The following is a 15,495-nucleotide window of genomic DNA, read 5'->3' as shown; positions in this document are numbered from 1 at the left end:
TGAGCCGATGCTTCTGATCCACTGCCCCTGCTGCGGCGTCGACCGACCCGAAATCGAGTTCCGCTATGGCGGCGAGGCGCATATCGCCCGTCCCGTGCAGCCGGCCGATTTCGACGATCGTCAATGGGCCGAGTTTCTCTACATGCGGACCAACCCGAAGGGCGTGATGGCCGAGCGCTGGCGCCACGTCCATGGCTGCGGCCGCTTCTTCAATGCGCTGCGCGACACGGTGAGCGATCGCTTCATCGCCGTCTACCAGACCGGCGAACCACGGCCCGACCTTTCCGCGACCGGCGGGGAGGGGGCAAGATGACCCGTTCCTTCCGCACCTCGAAAGGCGGGCGCATCGACCGCGCCGTGCCAGTGACCTTCACCTTCGACGGCAGGACGCTCACCGGCCGGGCCGGCGATACGCTTGCCTCGGCCCTGCTTGCCAACGGCATCCATCTGGTCGGCCGCTCCTTCAAGTATCACCGCCCGCGCGGCATCCTCACCGCCGGCTCGGAAGAACCCAATGCGCTGGTCGGGGTCGCGAAATCCGCGGCGGCGGCCGCGGCCGGCCAGAGCGTGCCGAACCTGCGCGCCACCCAGGTCGATATCCACGAGGGGCTGGTGGCGGTCAGCCAGAACCGCTGGCCGTCGCTCGGCTTCGATATCGGCGCGGTCAACGACCGTCTCTCGCCGCTTTTCGTCTCCGGCTTCTACTACAAGACCTTCATGTGGCCGAAGAGCTTCTGGAACCGGGTCTATGAGCCGTTCATCCGGGCGGCTGCCGGCCTCGGCAAGGCGCCGACCGCCCCGGATCCGGATCGCTACGCCAACCGCTACGCGCATTGCGATGTCCTCGTCGCCGGCAGCGGCCCGGCGGGCCTTGCCGCTGCGCTCGCCGCTGCCCGCGCCGGCGCGCGGGTGATCCTGGCCGACGAGCAGGCCGAACCGGGCGGCTCGCTGCTGCATGAGGCGGGGGCCGAGATCGAAGGCCAGTCCGCCACCGTATGGGTATCGGCCGCGATGGCCGAACTTGCCGGCAATGACCGGGTCACCCTGCTGCCGCGCACCACCGTCTTCGGCTATTTCAACCAGAACTTCGTCGCCCTTGCCGAGCGGGTCACCGACCATCTCGCCAGTCCCGACCCGTCGCTGCCGCGCGAGCGCCTGTGGCAGGTTCGTGCCCGTCAGGTGGTGCTCGCCACCGGGGCCATCGAGCGACCGCTGGTCTTCCCGGAGAACGACCGTCCAGGGATCATGATGGCCGAAGCCGGCCGCATCTACGCCAACCGCTACGGCGTTCTGCCGGGCCGTGCGATTGCGGTCGCCACCGCCTGCGACAGCGCCTGGCGCGCTGCGTTCGATATCGCTGCACTGGGGGGCAACGTCGTTGCCGTTCTCGACATGCGCGGCGACGTCGATCCGCTGCTGAAGGAGCGTGCCCGCGCGCTGTCGATCCGGGTGGAAACCGGCTGCACAGTGACCGGCGTCAAGGGATCGAAACGCGTCCAGGGCGTCCTTCTCGGCCGCCTCGTCGGCGAGACAGTGTCGTCCGCCGGCAGTCTCGCCTGCGACTGCCTGCTGATCTCCGGCGGCTGGACGCCCAATGTCAGTCTGCATTCGCAGGCGCGGGGCAAGCTCGACTGGAACCCCGAAAAGGGCGCCTTCCTGCCGGGCGATCCGGTGCAGGCGCAGCGTTCGGCCGGCAGTTGTCGCGGCATCGACGGTCTGGCGCTGGTGCTCGCCGACGGCGCGCGCGCAGGCGCCGAGGCGGCCGAAGCCGCGACCGGAAGCCCGGCGGATGTCCCGACCTTCTCTGCCAGCGGAGGCGACGCGTCGACCGGATGGTGGCTCGGTGCCGTGCCGCATGATCGCAACCCGGCTCGCGTACGCGCCTTCGTCGACTTCCAGAACGACGTCACCGCCAAGGACGTGAAGCTCGCCGTGCGCGAGGGCATGCATTCCATCGAGCACATCAAGCGCTACACCACGACCGGAATGGCGACCGATCAGGGCCGCCTGTCCAACATGAATGCGCTGTCGATCGCCTCCACGGCGCTGGCCAACGAGATCCCGCAGGTCGGTCTCACCACCTTCCGCCAGCCCTACACGCCGGTGACCTTCGGCACGTTGGCGACGACCTCGCGCGGCGATCTGTTCGATCCCGTCCGCCGGACGCCGATCCACGATTGGGCGGCGGCGAAAGCCGCGGCGTTCGAGGACGTCTCGCTGTGGAAACGCGCCTGGTACTTCCCCAAAAGCGGAGAAGACATGCATGCCGCGGTGCTGCGCGAGTGCCGCACCGTGCGCGAGAGCGTCGGTCTCTTCGATGCCTCGACCCTCGGCAAGATCGAGGTGGTCGGACCCGACGCGGCGGAGTTCCTCGAGCGCATCTACACCAATCCGTGGAAGAAGCTCGGCATCGGACGCCTGCGCTACGGGCTGATGCTCAACGAGGCGGGCTTCATCATGGATGACGGTGTCGTCGGCCGTATCAATGAGGACTGTTTCCACGTCACCACCACGACCGGCGGCGCGCCGCGCGTCCTCGCCCATATGGAGGACTATCTCCAGACCGAATGGGCTGACCTGAAGGTCTGGCTGACCTCCACCACCGAACAGTGGGCGGTGATCGCCGTGCAGGGGCCGAAGGCGCGCGAGGCGATTGCCCCGCTTGTCGACGACATCGACCTTGCCACCGAAGCGATGCCGCACATGTCGGTGCGCGAGGGCCATGTCATGGGGGGCATTCCCTGCCGCCTGTTCCGTATGAGCTTCACCGGCGAGGCCGGCTACGAGATCAACGTGCCGCCGTCTCGCGCGCGCCAGGTCTGGGAGGCGGTTTTCGCCAATGTCGAGCGGCTTGGCGGCTGCGCCTACGGCACCGAGACGATGCACGTCCTGCGCGCCGAGAAGGGCTATATCATCGTCGGCCAGGAGACCGACGGTACGGTGACGCCGGACGATGTCGGCATGGCCTGGGCCATCGGCAAGGCCAAACCCGATTTCGTCGGCAAACGTTCGCTCGCGCGTCCGGATCTCGTCGCGCCGGGCCGCAAGCAGCTCGTCGGTCTGCTGACCAGGGACGGCAGGGCATTGTTGGAAGAGGGCGCCCAGGTCACGGCGGAGGCCGATCCGGCGCCGCGCACGCCCGCGCTCGGCCATGTCACCTCGTCCTACATGTCGGCCGCTGCCGGCCGGCCCATCGCGCTCGCGATGATCGCCAACGGCCGTGCCCGCCACGGCGAGATCCTGCATGTGCCGATGCCGAATGGCGCGATTGCCGTCGAGGTGGTCCCGCCGCTCTTCGTCGATCCGGAAGGAAGCCGGCTCAATGTCTGACACCTTGTTTCATGCGCCCGCCGAGGCCCTCGCTCTGCCGCCGCATGCCGCTGCGGGCACCGCCCTTCACCGCGCCGGTCCGCTGGTCCGCTTCGTGTTCCGGGGTGATTCCGGCGCGGCAGCGAAAGTCGGGGAGGCATTCGGCGTGTCCTTGCCGCAGACGCCGCTTGCGGCCGGCAGGGCAGGCGATCGCGCTGCGCTCTGGCAGGGGCCGGACGAATGGCTTCTGCTCGCCCGTCCGGCCGCCGACGGACCGCAGGCTGTCGATGGGCTCGCCCGCAGTCTTGCCGGCGAGCTTGCCGCCGTGCTCGGCGACACGCCGCACTCGCTGGTCGACGTGTCGGAGCGCAACATCGCGCTGCTGCTGGAAGGGCCGGGTGTTGCCGACCTTCTCAACGCGCATGTCTTCCTCGATCTCGACCCCGTCGCCTTTCCGGTCGGCATGGTGACACGCACGCTCTTCACCAAGGCAGAGATCGTGCTGTGGCGCACCGGCAGCGACAGGTTCGTCCTGGAGTGCTGGCGCAGCTTCGCCCCTTACGTTGAAGGACTGCTGGCGGAGGGGTGATCCGGGTTGCGCTGTTCATGACAACAGGACAGGAACAGCGGCGGCGCCGGCGGCGCCGCCCGTTTTGTTTCGGCCGCGGCACTTGCGCGGCAGCGGCGGTCGTGGTGAATGTGCGGGCCGTCGCCCCTGACCGATGGGAGAGGCCCGTCCACCCCGGGGCGCCGGTGGACGATGATCCCCCAACAATCGCTGCCCAAAGCGCCGACGCTATGATATTCGGCAGTTCGCAAAGATGGTGACCATGACGCCGAATAACGATCCCAACTCCACATCCCCGATCGCCGGGATACATCCGGCCCTTGCGTCCGCCTTGGCAGCGAAGGGGTACAGCCAACTGACACCGGTCCAGTTGGAGATGACGAACGAGGAGTACGGCGATGCCGACCTTCTCGTCTCGGCGCAGACCGGGTCGGGAAAGACGATCGCATTCGGCATTGCCATCGCATCGACCCTGCTCGGCAGCGCGACACGCTTTGACGTTGCGGCCGCGCCGCTGGGTCTGATCATCGCTCCGACACGCGAGCTTGCCATTCAGGTTCAAAGGGAACTCGCCTGGCTCTATGCGGAGACGCAGATCAGGATCGCGACCTGCGTCGGCGGCATGGATATCCGCACCGAACGCCGGGCGCTCGAACGCGGCGCCCACCTTGTGGTCGGCACGCCCGGCCGCCTGCGCGACCACATCACGCGCGGCGTGCTGGACCTCGGCGGCATTCGCGCGGTGGTGCTCGACGAAGCCGACGAGATGCTGGACCTCGGGTTTCGCGACGACCTGGAGTTCATCCTCGGCGCGTCGCCGAAGGACCGCCGGACGCTGCTGTTCTCGGCGACCGTCAGGCGCGGCATCGCCGAACTGGCCAAGACGGTGCAGACCGATGCCGTGCGCGTCGCGACACTCGCGACCACCGAACAGCATGCCGACATCGAATACCAGGTGATGCTGGTGCGGCGCGACGAGCGCGAGCACGCAATCATCAACACGCTGCTGGAGTCGGACAGCAAGAGCGCCCTGGTGTTCTGCCACACGCGCGAAGCGGTTCGCCACCTCACGGCGCGCCTCGTCAATCGCGGCTTCTCGGTGGTGTCGCTTTCGGGCGAGATGGCACAATCGGAGCGCTCGAACGCGCTGCAGGCCATGCGTGACGGACGCGCGCGCGTCTGCGTTGCGACCGACGTCGCGGCGCGCGGCATCGACCTTCCCAACCTCGACCTCGTGGTCCACGCCGACCTGCCGAGCAAACCGGAGACCCTGCTGCATCGGTCCGGGCGCACCGGGCGCGCCGGCCGAAAGGGCATCTGCGTGCTCATTGTTCCCGAAAACAGGCGTGGGGCAGCGCATCGCGTTCTGACAATGGCGCAGCTCACCGCGACCATGCGTGCGGCTCCCGGCATTGCGGAGATTGAGGCCCGCTACCGCCGGCAGATCCTGGATGCCGCCGTCTCGGCGGCGGAACCCGATGAGCAGGAGGCGGATTTCGTGGCCGAGTTGCTGGAGCGGGCCGGACCGCAGCGTATTGCGGCCGCGTTCCTCCGCCAGAACCTGGCCGCGCATCCGGTTCCGGAGGACCTCCTGCCGCTTCCTGCCGAAGCGCTGCAGAGCCGTGGTCTCGGCAACCGTGTCCGTCGGTCCGGCGAGGACCATGCGCCGACCCGCGAGCCGCGTGGCCCGAGCATGGAGGACGGCGTCTGGTTCACCATCTCGCTCGGGCGCAGGCACCGCGCCGACCCGAAGTTCCTGCTGCCGATGATCTGCAACGCCGGCGGGGTGACAAAACGAGATGTCGGCGCGATCAAGATCGACGAAAGCGAAACCCGTTTCGAGATTTCCGCCGACAAGGCTGGTAGCTACGCTTGGCAGATCCTGCAGCCTGGCAGTCTCGAGAAGGGCATCAGGATCGCGCCTGTCGGCGAGATGCGCGCAGCGCCGAGGCAATCCAAACCGAAATTCAAGCAGGACGGCAAGCCGGCCCGCAAGCACAAGGCTCCGGAGAGGGCCCCGGCAACCGATCGCGGCAAGCCGCCGAAGCACAAGAACCGCAAGCCGAAGCGCCCTCACTGATCGTGAGGGGGCTGGCGGAGGAACAAGGCGCCTTTCCGGGTGAAATGCGTCTTGCGCGCTCCGGCCGAGGGCGCCTGTCGCCAGCACCGATTGTCAGAACCTCATAGCATCAGTTTTCATCTCATTCGTTCTGCAAGGTTTACCCCCCGTTGAGACAGGGCATGTCTAGTTGTAGCCGTGAAACCGGCTGATCGGCGGATGTGTCGAGCATGCGTCTCCATGGCGCGGTCGGGAGGCCGGCACGCCCGTGTCGGCACGCTGGGGGAGGATCCAGAAATGTGCGAGATTGACCATTACGCCCTGTCGCGACGCGGCCTGCTGGGACTTGGAGCAGCGGCGGCGACGACGGCCTTCGCCGGTGGTTTCGCGTTGCCGGGCAGCGCCGCCGCCGAGCAGGCGACGAGCGCACCCAACGACATTTCCCCAGAGGACGCGCTGGCGCGGCTGGTCGAAGGCAATTCGCGCTATGTCGCCAACGCCGGATGCAACGGCGACTTCTCGGTCGGCCGCGCCGCGCGTGCCGGAGCTCAGTACCCCTTCGCCGGAATTCTCTCCTGCGCCGATTCGCGCGTCGCCCCCGAACTTCTCTTCGATCAGGGGCCGGGCGAACTGTTCGTGATGCGGGTTGCCGGCAACTTTGTGGACATCAGCGGGCTTGCCAGCATCGAGTACGGCGTTGCCGTGCTCGGCATCCCGCTTCTCGTGGTCATGGGCCATACCAACTGCGGCGCCGTGTCTGCGACCATCCGCGTGGTGGAAGAGGGCACGGAACTGCCGGGTCACCTGCCGGAACTCGTCGGCATGCTGAAGCCGGGCGTCGAGGCGGCGCTCGCCGACAAGCCCGCCGATCCGCTCGCCGCCGCGACCCGTGCCAATGTTCTGCACAATGTCGAAAAACTGAAGGCCGCCGGCCCGATCGTTGCCGAGGCCGTTGCCGGCGGCAAGGTGCGCGTTGTCGGTGCGCTCTACGATATCGCCACCGGCAAGGTCGAGGTCATCTGACCTTTGCAACGGCGGTGCGGAGACCTTCCGCGCCGTCGATCTTCGCTCACGCCGCTGGGGCTCAGGCAAAGCCGCTCTTCGCCAAGATGGAGATCGTGCTCCGGCGCGACGGCGACCGCGTCCGCCATATGGGAGTGGGCGAATTTTCCACCCTATTTGGAAGGCTTTCTCGCCGGATCGCAACGCCAGCCTTGCACCGAGATCATCGCACCATCGTCTCCCGGTTCCACGCCGCGTAATCCGGATTGCCCTCCGTGCGCACGGGGCCGTCATAGCCGAACTCGACCATGTGTACGCAGACATGATCGGCTGCGATGAACGCGACTCCGTAGCTCGCCGGCAGGTCCGAACTGGACAAGAGTTCGCGTTCGCGGAACAGCGCGATGCCGGCATGGTTCGTGCCGCGCAGCGAGGTTGTCGGCACGCCGGCGGTCGAGCCGGCCAGCGGCAGATGGCAATGCCCGAAGAAGATGTGCCGGATCCGGTCGCGGTGGCGGGCGACGGCGTCGCGGAACGCCCTCCCGTCGGCAAGGCCGATCCGGTCGAGCGGCGCGAGATGGGTCGGGAACGGATTGTGGTGCATGAACAGGAAGAACGGGCCGTCATGTTCGCGAAGCCGGGCCTCGAGCCAGGCCAGCCGGGCTTCGCAATAGTGCCCGGAATGGGTCTGCGGTTCCCAGGTGTCGAGCATTAGGCAGCGCCCCGCCGAGACGTCGCGCACGCTCTGCACGAAGCCGTTCGGGTCGGCGAGTTCGGGAAATACGTCGAGAAATGTCGGGCGGTCGTCGTGGTTGCCGATGCACAGCGCGATGGGGAGGGGCAGGTTGGCGAGCCGGTCGCGCAGGCGTTCATAGTCCGCCCGGTCGCCCCAGTCGGAAAGGTCTCCGGTGATCACCAGCAGTTCGGCATCGCCATGGTCGGCCAGCGCATGGCCGAGGGCGCGCTCGAAACTGGCGTTCGGGTCACGGCCCTGGATCGTGTGCCCCGGCGTGGTCAGATGGATGTCGCTGAAATGGAGGATCTTCATCTTGTCTGGCTTGGTCTTGAGGGGCCGGATCGGCGCAGGCACGCCAGGCGTATGGCCCGGCGTGCCTGCTGTCGGAGTTACTTCCTCGGCAGCAGCTTCTGCACGTCGGCGGTCATGTCGGCGAGCACCGCATCGGGCTCCTGCGCCCGTGCGCCGGTGATGATCGAGTTCAGGTGATCCTTGATCACGTCGGTGATCTTGAGCCCGTTCTCGCGAGGGAAGGCGTACCACTTGGTCAGCAGGGCGACCTGGCTGACGGCGGTGTAGTTGTTCGGATTGTCCGTATAGAAGTCCTTGAGGTAGACGTCGTTCGCCTTCTTGTTGGGCGGCATGTAACCAGTCGTCCGCGCCATGATGGCCGCGCCTTCGGCGCCGTGCCAGAACTTCATCACCTCCCAAGCAGCCTTCTGCTTTTCGGCGTCCTTGGTCAGGATGATGCCGACATTGCCGCCCGCCGGCAGACGGCCCGTGCCCGGCACCACGTCGGGGAAGGTGAAGGTCTTCAGGTCGAACTTGCCGTCGACCATCGAGGTGACCTTGGCGAGGTCGGAGGTCGAAGTGAAGTGCAGGCCGGTCTTGCCGGCGGCGAAGGCGCTGCGCATGTCGGGCTGGGTGAGGTTCGGCATGCCGGCCTCGGTCACCAGGCCGGCGATCATGTTGATCGCGAAACGGCCTGCCTCGCCGTCGAAGGCGACCTTGCTCTCGTCCTCGCTCAGCATCGTGCCGCCACGGGCGAAGACCGGGGCCTGCCACAGCCAGTTGCCGGTAATGTCCCAGGCGTAGGTGACGCCGTTGATGTCGTCGCCAACCGACTTGATCTTGCGCGCGAGGTCAATCACCTCGGCCCAGGTGGTCGGCAGCAGCTCCGGATCGGCGCCGGCGGCACGCACAAGGTCGAGATTGACATACATGATCGGCAGCGAGATCGCGAAGGGCAGCGCGTAGACTTGGCCGTTCTGTGTGCCGATATCGTACATCGCCTTGTGGAAGCCGTCGGTCTCCAGCTCCGGATCGGCGGCGATGAAACCGTCGAGCGGCTGCGCGATGCCGCGATCGACGAAGATGCGGACGCGGTTCAGGCCCTGGAAGGTGATGTCCGGCATCTGGCCGGTGATCGCCTCGCGCAGCACCTTCTGCGTGCCTTCCTCGTAGGACTCGTAGGGCGCGCGGAACGTCACCTTGATGTCGGGATTGGTCTTCTCGAAGGCCTCCCGGATCTGCTCGTGTGTGGTGTTGAAGAGCTCGCCATAGGGGTACTGGATGACGATCTCGGTCTGGGCGGCGGCCGGGAGGACGGCAAGCGTCATCGCGGCCGAAAGCAGGACGTGCTTCAGCATGTGGATCTCCATACGAGGCTGCGGTAGAGGTCCGGCGGACGTTGACCGTCCGTTCTCGGGGTTATTTCATGCCCGTGAAGGTGATGCCTTCGATGAAGCGGCGCTGCGCGAACAGGAAGGCGATAACCAGTGGGGCGATGATGATCGTGGCCGCCGCCATCAGCGGACCGTAGTCGGTGCCGGCTTCCTCGTTGCGGAAGGCGGCGACGCCAAGCGGCGGGGTGAACAGGTGCGGCGAGTTGATGGCGACGAGCGGCCAGAAATAGTCGTTCCAGTGCGAGACGACCGAGAAGATGCCGAAGGCGGTGACGGCCGGGATCGCGGTCGGCAGCATGACGCGCCAGACGATGCCGAACTCCGATATGCCGTCCATCCGGGCAGCGTCGACCAGGTCGTCCGGAACGCTCATGAAGAACTGGCGCATCAGGAAGATGCCGAAGGCGGAGATCGTGAAGGGCACCACCAGCGCGGCATAGCTGTCGAGCAGGCCGAGCTGGTGGAACAGCAGGAACAGCGGCACGGCGGTTGCCTGTTGCGGGACGAGGATCGCGAACAGGACGAGGGCAAAGGCCGTCTGGCGTCCGATGAAGCGCAGCTTGGCCAGGGCATAGGCCGCCGGCAGGTTGACGACCACCTGCAGGGCGAAGATCGCCAGCGTCACGATCGCGCCATTGGCCAGGAAGCGCAGCAGCGGTGCGCGCTCGAAGGCGGCGCTGTAGTTCTCGACCGCGGCGAGACGCTCCGGCCACCAGCGGATTTCCGACAGGAAGATCTCGCCGGCCGGCTTGAGCGAGGTCGAGATCATCCAGGCAAACGGCAGCAGCGTCAGCGCGGCGAGCGCCAGCAGCGCGGCATGGCGGGCAAGGCCGGGCAGGGCGGCGGAAAGCGGAGAGAGCAGCGGGCGCATCAGTAGTGGACCCTCTTTTCGATCACCCGCGCCTTGATCAGCGTGAGTAGCAGGACGAAGGCTAGGAACACCACCGCGATCGCCGCGGCGAGGCCCGAGCGGAAGAATTCAAAGCCCTCGGTGTACATCGAGTAGAGCAGCACCTCGGAGGCCTTGCTCGGGCCGCCCTTGGTCAGCACATGCACCGTGTCGAAGACCTGGAACGAGCGGATCGCCGAGATCAGCACCACGAACATGGTGACCGGTCCGAGCAGGGGCCACGTGACGAGGCGGAACTGCGACCAGGCGGAGCGGGCGCCGTCAAGTTCCGCGGCCTCGTAGAGGTGGCGCGGGATGGACACCAGCCCGGCGAGAAACAGCACCATGTTGAAGCCGAACATCTGCCACACGCCGATCGCAGCGAGCGTCGGCAGGGCGAGCGCCGGTTCGCTGAGAAACGCGTGGGTCGGCAGGCCGAGGGCGGAGAGCATCAGGTTGATGAGGCCGAACTGCGGATGCAGCATGAACTCGAACGAGATCGCCATCGCAATCAACGTCGCCATCACCGGCACGAAGAACACCGCCCTGTAGAGGCTGCGCAGGCTCCGGCCGGACTCGATCAGCAGGGCCACCGCGAGGCCGAGACCGACGGAGGCGGGCACCACGATCGCCACATAGGCGAGCGTATTGCCGAGCGCCTTCCAGAACACGCGGTCGTCCAGCAGGGCGGCATAGTTTTCAAACCCGATGAAGGAGAAGCCGGAGGCGCCGAGTTGGTAGTCCGTCAGCGACATCAGCAGCACGGCTGCGACCGGCCCGAGCACAAGGAGCAGCATGAGCAGGCCGGCGGGAAGCAGCAGCGCCGTTGCGACGAGCTGGTGCGGGGAGCGTGCGGCCGTGGCGGCCGCCTTGCTCTTTCGCGACGACCGGCTCACGGGCGCGGCGACACCTTCGCGGGCAAGGGGCAGGCTCGCGTCAGACATGGGCAACCTCCCCAACGCGAGGAGCAATCCGCCGACCGTCGGCGGCGAACAGGCGCGCGGCGGCCGGTTCGAAGCCAAGCCCGACCGTGTCGCCGAGGCGTGTCCGGCGCGCCTCGGCCTGGCTGAGCCGCACCACGACCGGAGCTTCGCACCCCTCGACCGCGAGATGGACGAAAACGTCCGCGCCGAGATTCTCCGTGTGGGCAAGGCGGCCCCGCAATCCGGCGGCGTCCGGCGCGCGCAGGGCGATCGCCTCGGGCCGGATGCCCAGACTGACGCCAGAGCCCGGCGTGGCTGTCGCGGCGCAGCCGGTGTCGCGGCCGCCAAGCCGGACGCTCCCGGCGTCGTCGACCACGCCGTTCAGGACATTGATCTTCGGGCTACCGATGAACTCCGCAACGCGCAGGCACGCCGGCTCGTCGTAGATCTGATCCGGGCTTCCGACCTGCAGGATCTCACCCTCGGCCATGACCGCGATCTTGTCGGACATGGTCATCGCTTCGGCCTGGTCATGCGTCACGTAGATGAACGTGGTGCCCAGCGCCCGGTGCAGTTGGGCGATTTCCGTGCGCATGTGCACGCGCAGCTTGGCGTCGAGATTGGACAGAGGCTCGTCGAGCAGGAAGGCGCGCGGCTGGCGCACCATCGCCCGCCCGACCGCCACGCGCTGGCGCTGGCCGCCGGAAAGCTGGCCGGGCTTGCGCCGCATCAGCGCGCCGAGGCCGAGCTGTTCGGCTGTGCGCGCCACCTCCGCGCGGATCTCCCGCTCCACCGCGTGTGTCCCTGGCACCGCGTGGCGGATCAGCGGCATGCGCTGCAGCGTCGACAGCCGACGCATGCGCAACGGCACGGCGATGTTGTCCGCCACGCTCAGATGCGGATACAGCGCATAGGACTGGAACACCATGGAGAGGTTGCGCTCCGATGGTCGCACGGCGTCGACCACGTCGTCGCCGATCCGCACATGCCCCGAGTTCTGGCGCTCCAACCCGGCGATGATGCGCAGCAGCGTGGACTTCCCGCAGCCTGACGGTCCGAGCAGCGACAGGAACGATCCGTCCTCTATCGTCAGGTCGATCCCTTTCAGGATCTCCGTCCGCTCGTAGCTTTTCCGGATGCCCTCTAGCGTTACGCTTGCCATTGGATCGGCCTCACTGTTTGTCCCTTGCGGACACTGCCTAGCAAGTCGGGTTGACAGTCACATAACCGGAAATAAGCCCTGCTAATGATACGGCGGAGTCCCATCCATCCGGCAGGAGAAACGCCCGTGAAACCCGGCCTGGCCCAGCTCGAGGCGTTTACCGTAGCGGCGCGCGAGCGCGGATTTTCCCGCGCGGCGACGGTGCTCGGCATCACCCAGTCGGCGGTGACGCAGCATGTCGCCAAACTCGAGCGGTTGATGGGGGTGCCCTTGTTCGTGCGCCGTCGCGGCGGACTCGAGCTGACGCGCCCCGGACAGGACCTGTTCGAGCTCACCGACCGGGTCTTCACCCTGACCCAGCTTGTCGGTGAACGCCTGCAGGCCTACGGGGCCATCGAATCGGGGCATCTGCGGGTCATCGCCAATGCGCCGCGCCCCGTTCTGCCGCTGATCGCCGCCTTCAACCGCCGCTATCCCGGCGTCCGGGTGGCCTTCTCGTTACACAGTTGGTCGGTGGCGATGCAGCGCTTGCGCGGGCGCGATGTCGACATCGCGGTCGTGACCGAGCCCGAGCACGTCGAGGGCATGTACGAGCTTGAGCTGGAGCGCGCCTGTTTCATGGCCTATCTGCGCGGCGAGCATCCGCTCGCCCGCCAGAAGACCCTGTCGCTACGCGATCTCGCGCAGGAATGCGTCGTGCTGCCCGAGGGCGGCTCTCTCACGCGGCGCGCGGTGTCGCAGGCCCTTGCCAGGAACGGCCTTGCGCTCGACCGCATGATGGAGATGACGAGCTATCCGGTGGTCAAGGAGGCTGTTCTGCACGGCGTCGGCGTCGGCCTGCTGCTCGGCGCGAGCTTCTTCCCGTCGCGCCAGCTTGTCGTGCGGCCGATCGCCGAGATGCCGGAGGCCTACCGGACGGTGCTCGTCACCCCTGCTGACAAGCGCGCGCTCCGGATCGTGCGCGCCTTCATCGACGTCGCAGAAGAAAGTGTCGGCTGATGCCTGCCGCCCGGTCTCAGGCGAAGCCGCGCTTCTTCAGCAGCGGCCCGGCATCGGGCAGGGCGCCGCGGAAGGCGACATAGGCGTCCTTCGGGTCCTGCCGGCCGCCGGCAGAATAGATCGCCTCGCGCAGCCGCCGGGCGAGGTCCGCGTTGAAGATGTCGCCCGTTTCCTCGAAGGCGGTGAAGGCATCCGCGTCCATCACTTCCGACCACATGTAGCTGTAATAGCCTGCCGAATAGCCGTCGCCCGAGAACACATGGGCGAAATGGGTCGGCCGGTGGCGCATGGTGATTTCCGCCGGCATGCCGATACGGCTGAGCGTCTCATGTTCCAGCGCCTCGATATCGGCCTCGCCGTCCGCCTGGCGAGTGTGGACGTCGAGGTCGAAGAGCGCGGAGGAGAGATACTCGACCGTCGCGAATCCCTGGTTGAAGTTGCGCGCCGCCAGAACCCGCTCCATCAGGTCTGCCGGCATCGGTTCGCCGGTCTCCACATGCACGGCGAAGCGCGAGAGCACTTCCGGCTCGGACAGCCAGTGCTCGTAGAGCTGCGAGGGCAGTTCGACGAAGTCGCGCGCCACGGACGTGCCGGAGATCACCGGATAGGTCACGTCGGAGAGCAGCCCGTGCAGGGCATGGCCGAATTCGTGGAACAGCGTGCGCGCATCGTCAAAGGTCAGCAGCGTCGGCTGCCCCTTGGGCGCCTTGGCGAAGTTCATCACGTTGACGATGATCGGACGGATGTCGGCCGCCAGCTTCTCCTGCCGGCGATAGGCACTCATCCAGGCGCCGCTGCGCTTGGTCGAGCGGTTGAAATAGTCGCCGAGAAACAGGCCGACATGACCGCCATCGGCATCCAGCACCTCGAAGGCGCGCACATCCGGGTGATAGAGCTTCAGCCCGTCGACCTCTCGAAAGATCAGACCGAACAGGCGCCCGGCGGTGTGGAACGCCGCCTCGATCATCTTCTCCAACTGGAAATACGGCTTCAGCTCTGCCTCATCGAGCGCATGGTCGCGCAGGCGCAGCTTCTCCGCGTAGAAGCGCCAGTCCCAGGGGGCAATGGCGATATTGTCCCCCGTCTCGGCGGCGAGCCGCTGCAGAGCCTCCGCTTCCTTGCGGGCCTGCGCCACCGCCGGGCTCCAGACAGTCTCCAGCAGGTCGCGAACCGCATCCGGTGTGCCGGCCATCGTGTCGTCCAGCTTGTAGGCGGCGAAGCTGTCGAAGCCCAGCAGCCTGGCTCGCTCGTCGCGCAGCCTCAGGATCTCGGCGATGACCGCGCGATTGTCCGTGTCGCCGCCGGTCTCGCCGCGCGAGATCCAGGCCTTGAACGCGGTCTCGCGCAGGTCGCGCCGCGTCGAGAACTGCAGGAACGGCTCGATCAGCGAACGCGACAGGGTGATGACGTGCTTGCCCGGGTGACCGCGCTCGCTCGCCGCCTCGGCCGCCGCCTGGCGCAGGAAGCCGGGCAGACCGGCGAGATCCTCCTCGCTCTCCAGCAAAAGGTGATATCCGGCCTCATCGGCCAGCACGTTCTGCGAGAACCGCGTCCCCAGCACGGCAAGCCGCTGCGAGATCTCGGCCATGCGCTGGCGTCCGGCCTCATCGAGGGCCGCGCCGGCGCGAGTGAACATGCGGTGGTAGCGTTCCAGAACGCGCGCCTGTTCCTCGTTGAGGCCGAGGCTGCCACGCGCCTCCCACAGCGCGGCGACGCGGGCGTAGAGCGCCTGGTTGAGCAGGGTTTCGCTGGAATGGCGGGCCAGCTTCGGGGCGATGTCGCGCTCGATGCGCTGCAATTCCTCGGATGTGTGACTGCCGGCGAGATTGAAGAAGACGGAAGCGACGCGCGTCAGTTCCCGGCCTGACAGTTCCATCGCCTCGATCGTGTTGGCGAAAGTCGGCGCCTGCGGGTCGGCGGCAATCCGGTCGATCGCTTGCCGCGCCAGCTTCAATGCCGCCTCGAAGGCCGCCTCGTAGTGCCAGGGCTCGATTTCGCCGAAGGGCGGCAGCCCGAAGGGCGCGGTCCATTCGGCAAGCAGCGGATTGCGGTCGGCGACTGCGGCGGCGTCGGTCATGGGGGTCCTGAAAGATCTCACGAGGAAGGAAGCGGGCCAATTCCCGAGAATCCGGCCCTGTCGCGGACAATATGGGACGGCGAGGC

At 67.1% G+C, this 15,495-nt stretch carries 12 protein-coding genes; 6 read left to right on the top strand and 6 right to left on the bottom strand.

Annotated elements, in window-relative coordinates:
* Positions 1-7: 7 nt before the first annotated feature.
* The 5 genes from TSB10P1A_RS18970 to TSB10P1A_RS18950 all read left to right on the top strand — a co-directional run bounded on the left by TSB10P1A_RS18970 (position 8) and on the right by TSB10P1A_RS18950 (position 6,959).
* The gene (locus tag TSB10P1A_RS18970) at positions 8-313 is read left to right on the top strand and encodes a sarcosine oxidase subunit delta (RefSeq protein WP_186389519.1); all 306 of its coding nucleotides are present in this window, start codon (positions 8-10) and stop codon (positions 311-313) included.
* Entirely contained in the window at positions 310-3,330 is a 3,021-nt protein-coding gene (locus TSB10P1A_RS18965) for a sarcosine oxidase subunit alpha family protein (RefSeq protein WP_186389518.1), read from the top strand. Before TSB10P1A_RS18970 ends, TSB10P1A_RS18965 begins: the two co-directional genes overlap by 4 nt.
* Positions 3,323-3,898: a sarcosine oxidase subunit gamma gene (locus TSB10P1A_RS18960; protein WP_186389517.1), complete on the top strand. Its 576-nt coding sequence runs from the start codon at positions 3,323-3,325 to the stop codon at positions 3,896-3,898. The genes TSB10P1A_RS18965 and TSB10P1A_RS18960 overlap by 8 nt, the downstream gene beginning before the upstream one ends.
* Before the next feature lie 241 nt (positions 3,899-4,139).
* Complete coding sequence (locus TSB10P1A_RS18955) at positions 4,140-5,957, top strand: DEAD/DEAH box helicase (RefSeq protein WP_186390068.1); 1,818 nt, start codon at positions 4,140-4,142, stop codon at positions 5,955-5,957.
* Between the two features lie 276 nt (positions 5,958-6,233).
* Positions 6,234-6,959, top strand: a complete 726-nt coding sequence (locus tag TSB10P1A_RS18950) for a carbonic anhydrase (protein ID WP_186389516.1) — start codon at positions 6,234-6,236, stop codon at positions 6,957-6,959.
* Positions 6,960-7,161: 202 nt separating this feature from the next.
* Here TSB10P1A_RS18950 and TSB10P1A_RS18945 read toward each other — a convergent pair whose 3' ends face one another.
* The 5 genes from TSB10P1A_RS18945 to TSB10P1A_RS18925 all read right to left on the bottom strand — a co-directional run bounded on the left by TSB10P1A_RS18945 (position 7,162) and on the right by TSB10P1A_RS18925 (position 12,333).
* Positions 7,162-7,986, bottom strand: coding sequence for a phosphodiesterase (locus TSB10P1A_RS18945; protein WP_186389515.1), 825 nt, complete (start codon positions 7,984-7,986; stop codon positions 7,162-7,164).
* 77 nt (positions 7,987-8,063) lie between these two features.
* Entirely contained in the window at positions 8,064-9,323 is a 1,260-nt protein-coding gene (locus TSB10P1A_RS18940; protein WP_186389514.1) for an ABC transporter substrate-binding protein, read from the bottom strand.
* A 61-nt stretch (positions 9,324-9,384) separates the two neighbouring features.
* Entirely contained in the window at positions 9,385-10,230 is an 846-nt protein-coding gene (locus TSB10P1A_RS18935; RefSeq protein ID WP_186389513.1) for a carbohydrate ABC transporter permease, read from the bottom strand.
* A complete protein-coding gene (locus TSB10P1A_RS18930) occupies positions 10,230-11,192 on the bottom strand; it encodes a carbohydrate ABC transporter permease (RefSeq protein WP_186389512.1) in 963 nt (320 codons plus the stop codon). The genes TSB10P1A_RS18935 and TSB10P1A_RS18930 overlap by 1 nt, the downstream gene beginning before the upstream one ends.
* Entirely contained in the window at positions 11,185-12,333 is a 1,149-nt protein-coding gene (locus tag TSB10P1A_RS18925) for an ABC transporter ATP-binding protein (RefSeq protein WP_186389511.1), read from the bottom strand. The genes TSB10P1A_RS18930 and TSB10P1A_RS18925 overlap by 8 nt, the downstream gene beginning before the upstream one ends.
* A gap of 126 nt (positions 12,334-12,459) precedes the next feature.
* On the opposite strand from TSB10P1A_RS18925, the gene TSB10P1A_RS18920 reads away from it, so the two are divergent.
* Positions 12,460-13,332, top strand: a complete 873-nt coding sequence (locus TSB10P1A_RS18920; RefSeq protein ID WP_305849902.1) for a LysR substrate-binding domain-containing protein — start codon at positions 12,460-12,462, stop codon at positions 13,330-13,332.
* A 16-nt stretch (positions 13,333-13,348) separates the two neighbouring features.
* Here the strand turns inward: TSB10P1A_RS18920 and TSB10P1A_RS18915 are convergent, their stop codons facing one another.
* A complete protein-coding gene (locus tag TSB10P1A_RS18915; protein WP_186389509.1) occupies positions 13,349-15,409 on the bottom strand; it encodes a M3 family metallopeptidase in 2,061 nt (686 codons plus the stop codon).
* Between the last annotated feature and the right edge of the window lie 86 nt (positions 15,410-15,495).

It is taken from the genome of Stappia sp. TSB10P1A, from assembly GCF_900185725.1.
Taxonomy (GTDB): domain Bacteria; phylum Pseudomonadota; class Alphaproteobacteria; order Rhizobiales; family Stappiaceae; genus Stappia.
The sequence above is the reverse complement of the archived record's forward strand: the minus strand, read 5'-3'. Positions and strand labels throughout refer to the sequence as shown.

What these genes read in the sequence shown, in the direction of transcription:
- TSB10P1A_RS18950 (WP_186389516.1), top strand. Translation starts at nt 6,234, where the DNA reads ATGTGCGAGATTGACCATTACGCCCTGTCGCGACGCGGCCTGCTGGGA.
- TSB10P1A_RS18930 (WP_186389512.1), bottom strand. Translation starts at nt 11,192, where the DNA reads ATGTCTGACGCGAGCCTGCCCCTTGCCCGCGAAGGTGTCGCCGCGCCC.
- TSB10P1A_RS18970 (WP_186389519.1), top strand. Translation starts at nt 8, where the DNA reads ATGCTTCTGATCCACTGCCCCTGCTGCGGCGTCGACCGACCCGAAATC.
- TSB10P1A_RS18960 (WP_186389517.1), top strand. Translation starts at nt 3,323, where the DNA reads ATGTCTGACACCTTGTTTCATGCGCCCGCCGAGGCCCTCGCTCTGCCG.
- TSB10P1A_RS18915 (WP_186389509.1), bottom strand. Translation starts at nt 15,409, where the DNA reads ATGACCGACGCCGCCGCAGTCGCCGACCGCAATCCGCTGCTTGCCGAA.
- TSB10P1A_RS18955 (WP_186390068.1), top strand. Translation starts at nt 4,140, where the DNA reads ATGACGCCGAATAACGATCCCAACTCCACATCCCCGATCGCCGGGATA.
- TSB10P1A_RS18925 (WP_186389511.1), bottom strand. Translation starts at nt 12,333, where the DNA reads ATGGCAAGCGTAACGCTAGAGGGCATCCGGAAAAGCTACGAGCGGACG.
- TSB10P1A_RS18965 (WP_186389518.1), top strand. Translation starts at nt 310, where the DNA reads ATGACCCGTTCCTTCCGCACCTCGAAAGGCGGGCGCATCGACCGCGCC.
- TSB10P1A_RS18945 (WP_186389515.1), bottom strand. Translation starts at nt 7,986, where the DNA reads ATGAAGATCCTCCATTTCAGCGACATCCATCTGACCACGCCGGGGCAC.
- TSB10P1A_RS18935 (WP_186389513.1), bottom strand. Translation starts at nt 10,230, where the DNA reads ATGCGCCCGCTGCTCTCTCCGCTTTCCGCCGCCCTGCCCGGCCTTGCC.
- TSB10P1A_RS18940 (WP_186389514.1), bottom strand. Translation starts at nt 9,323, where the DNA reads ATGCTGAAGCACGTCCTGCTTTCGGCCGCGATGACGCTTGCCGTCCTC.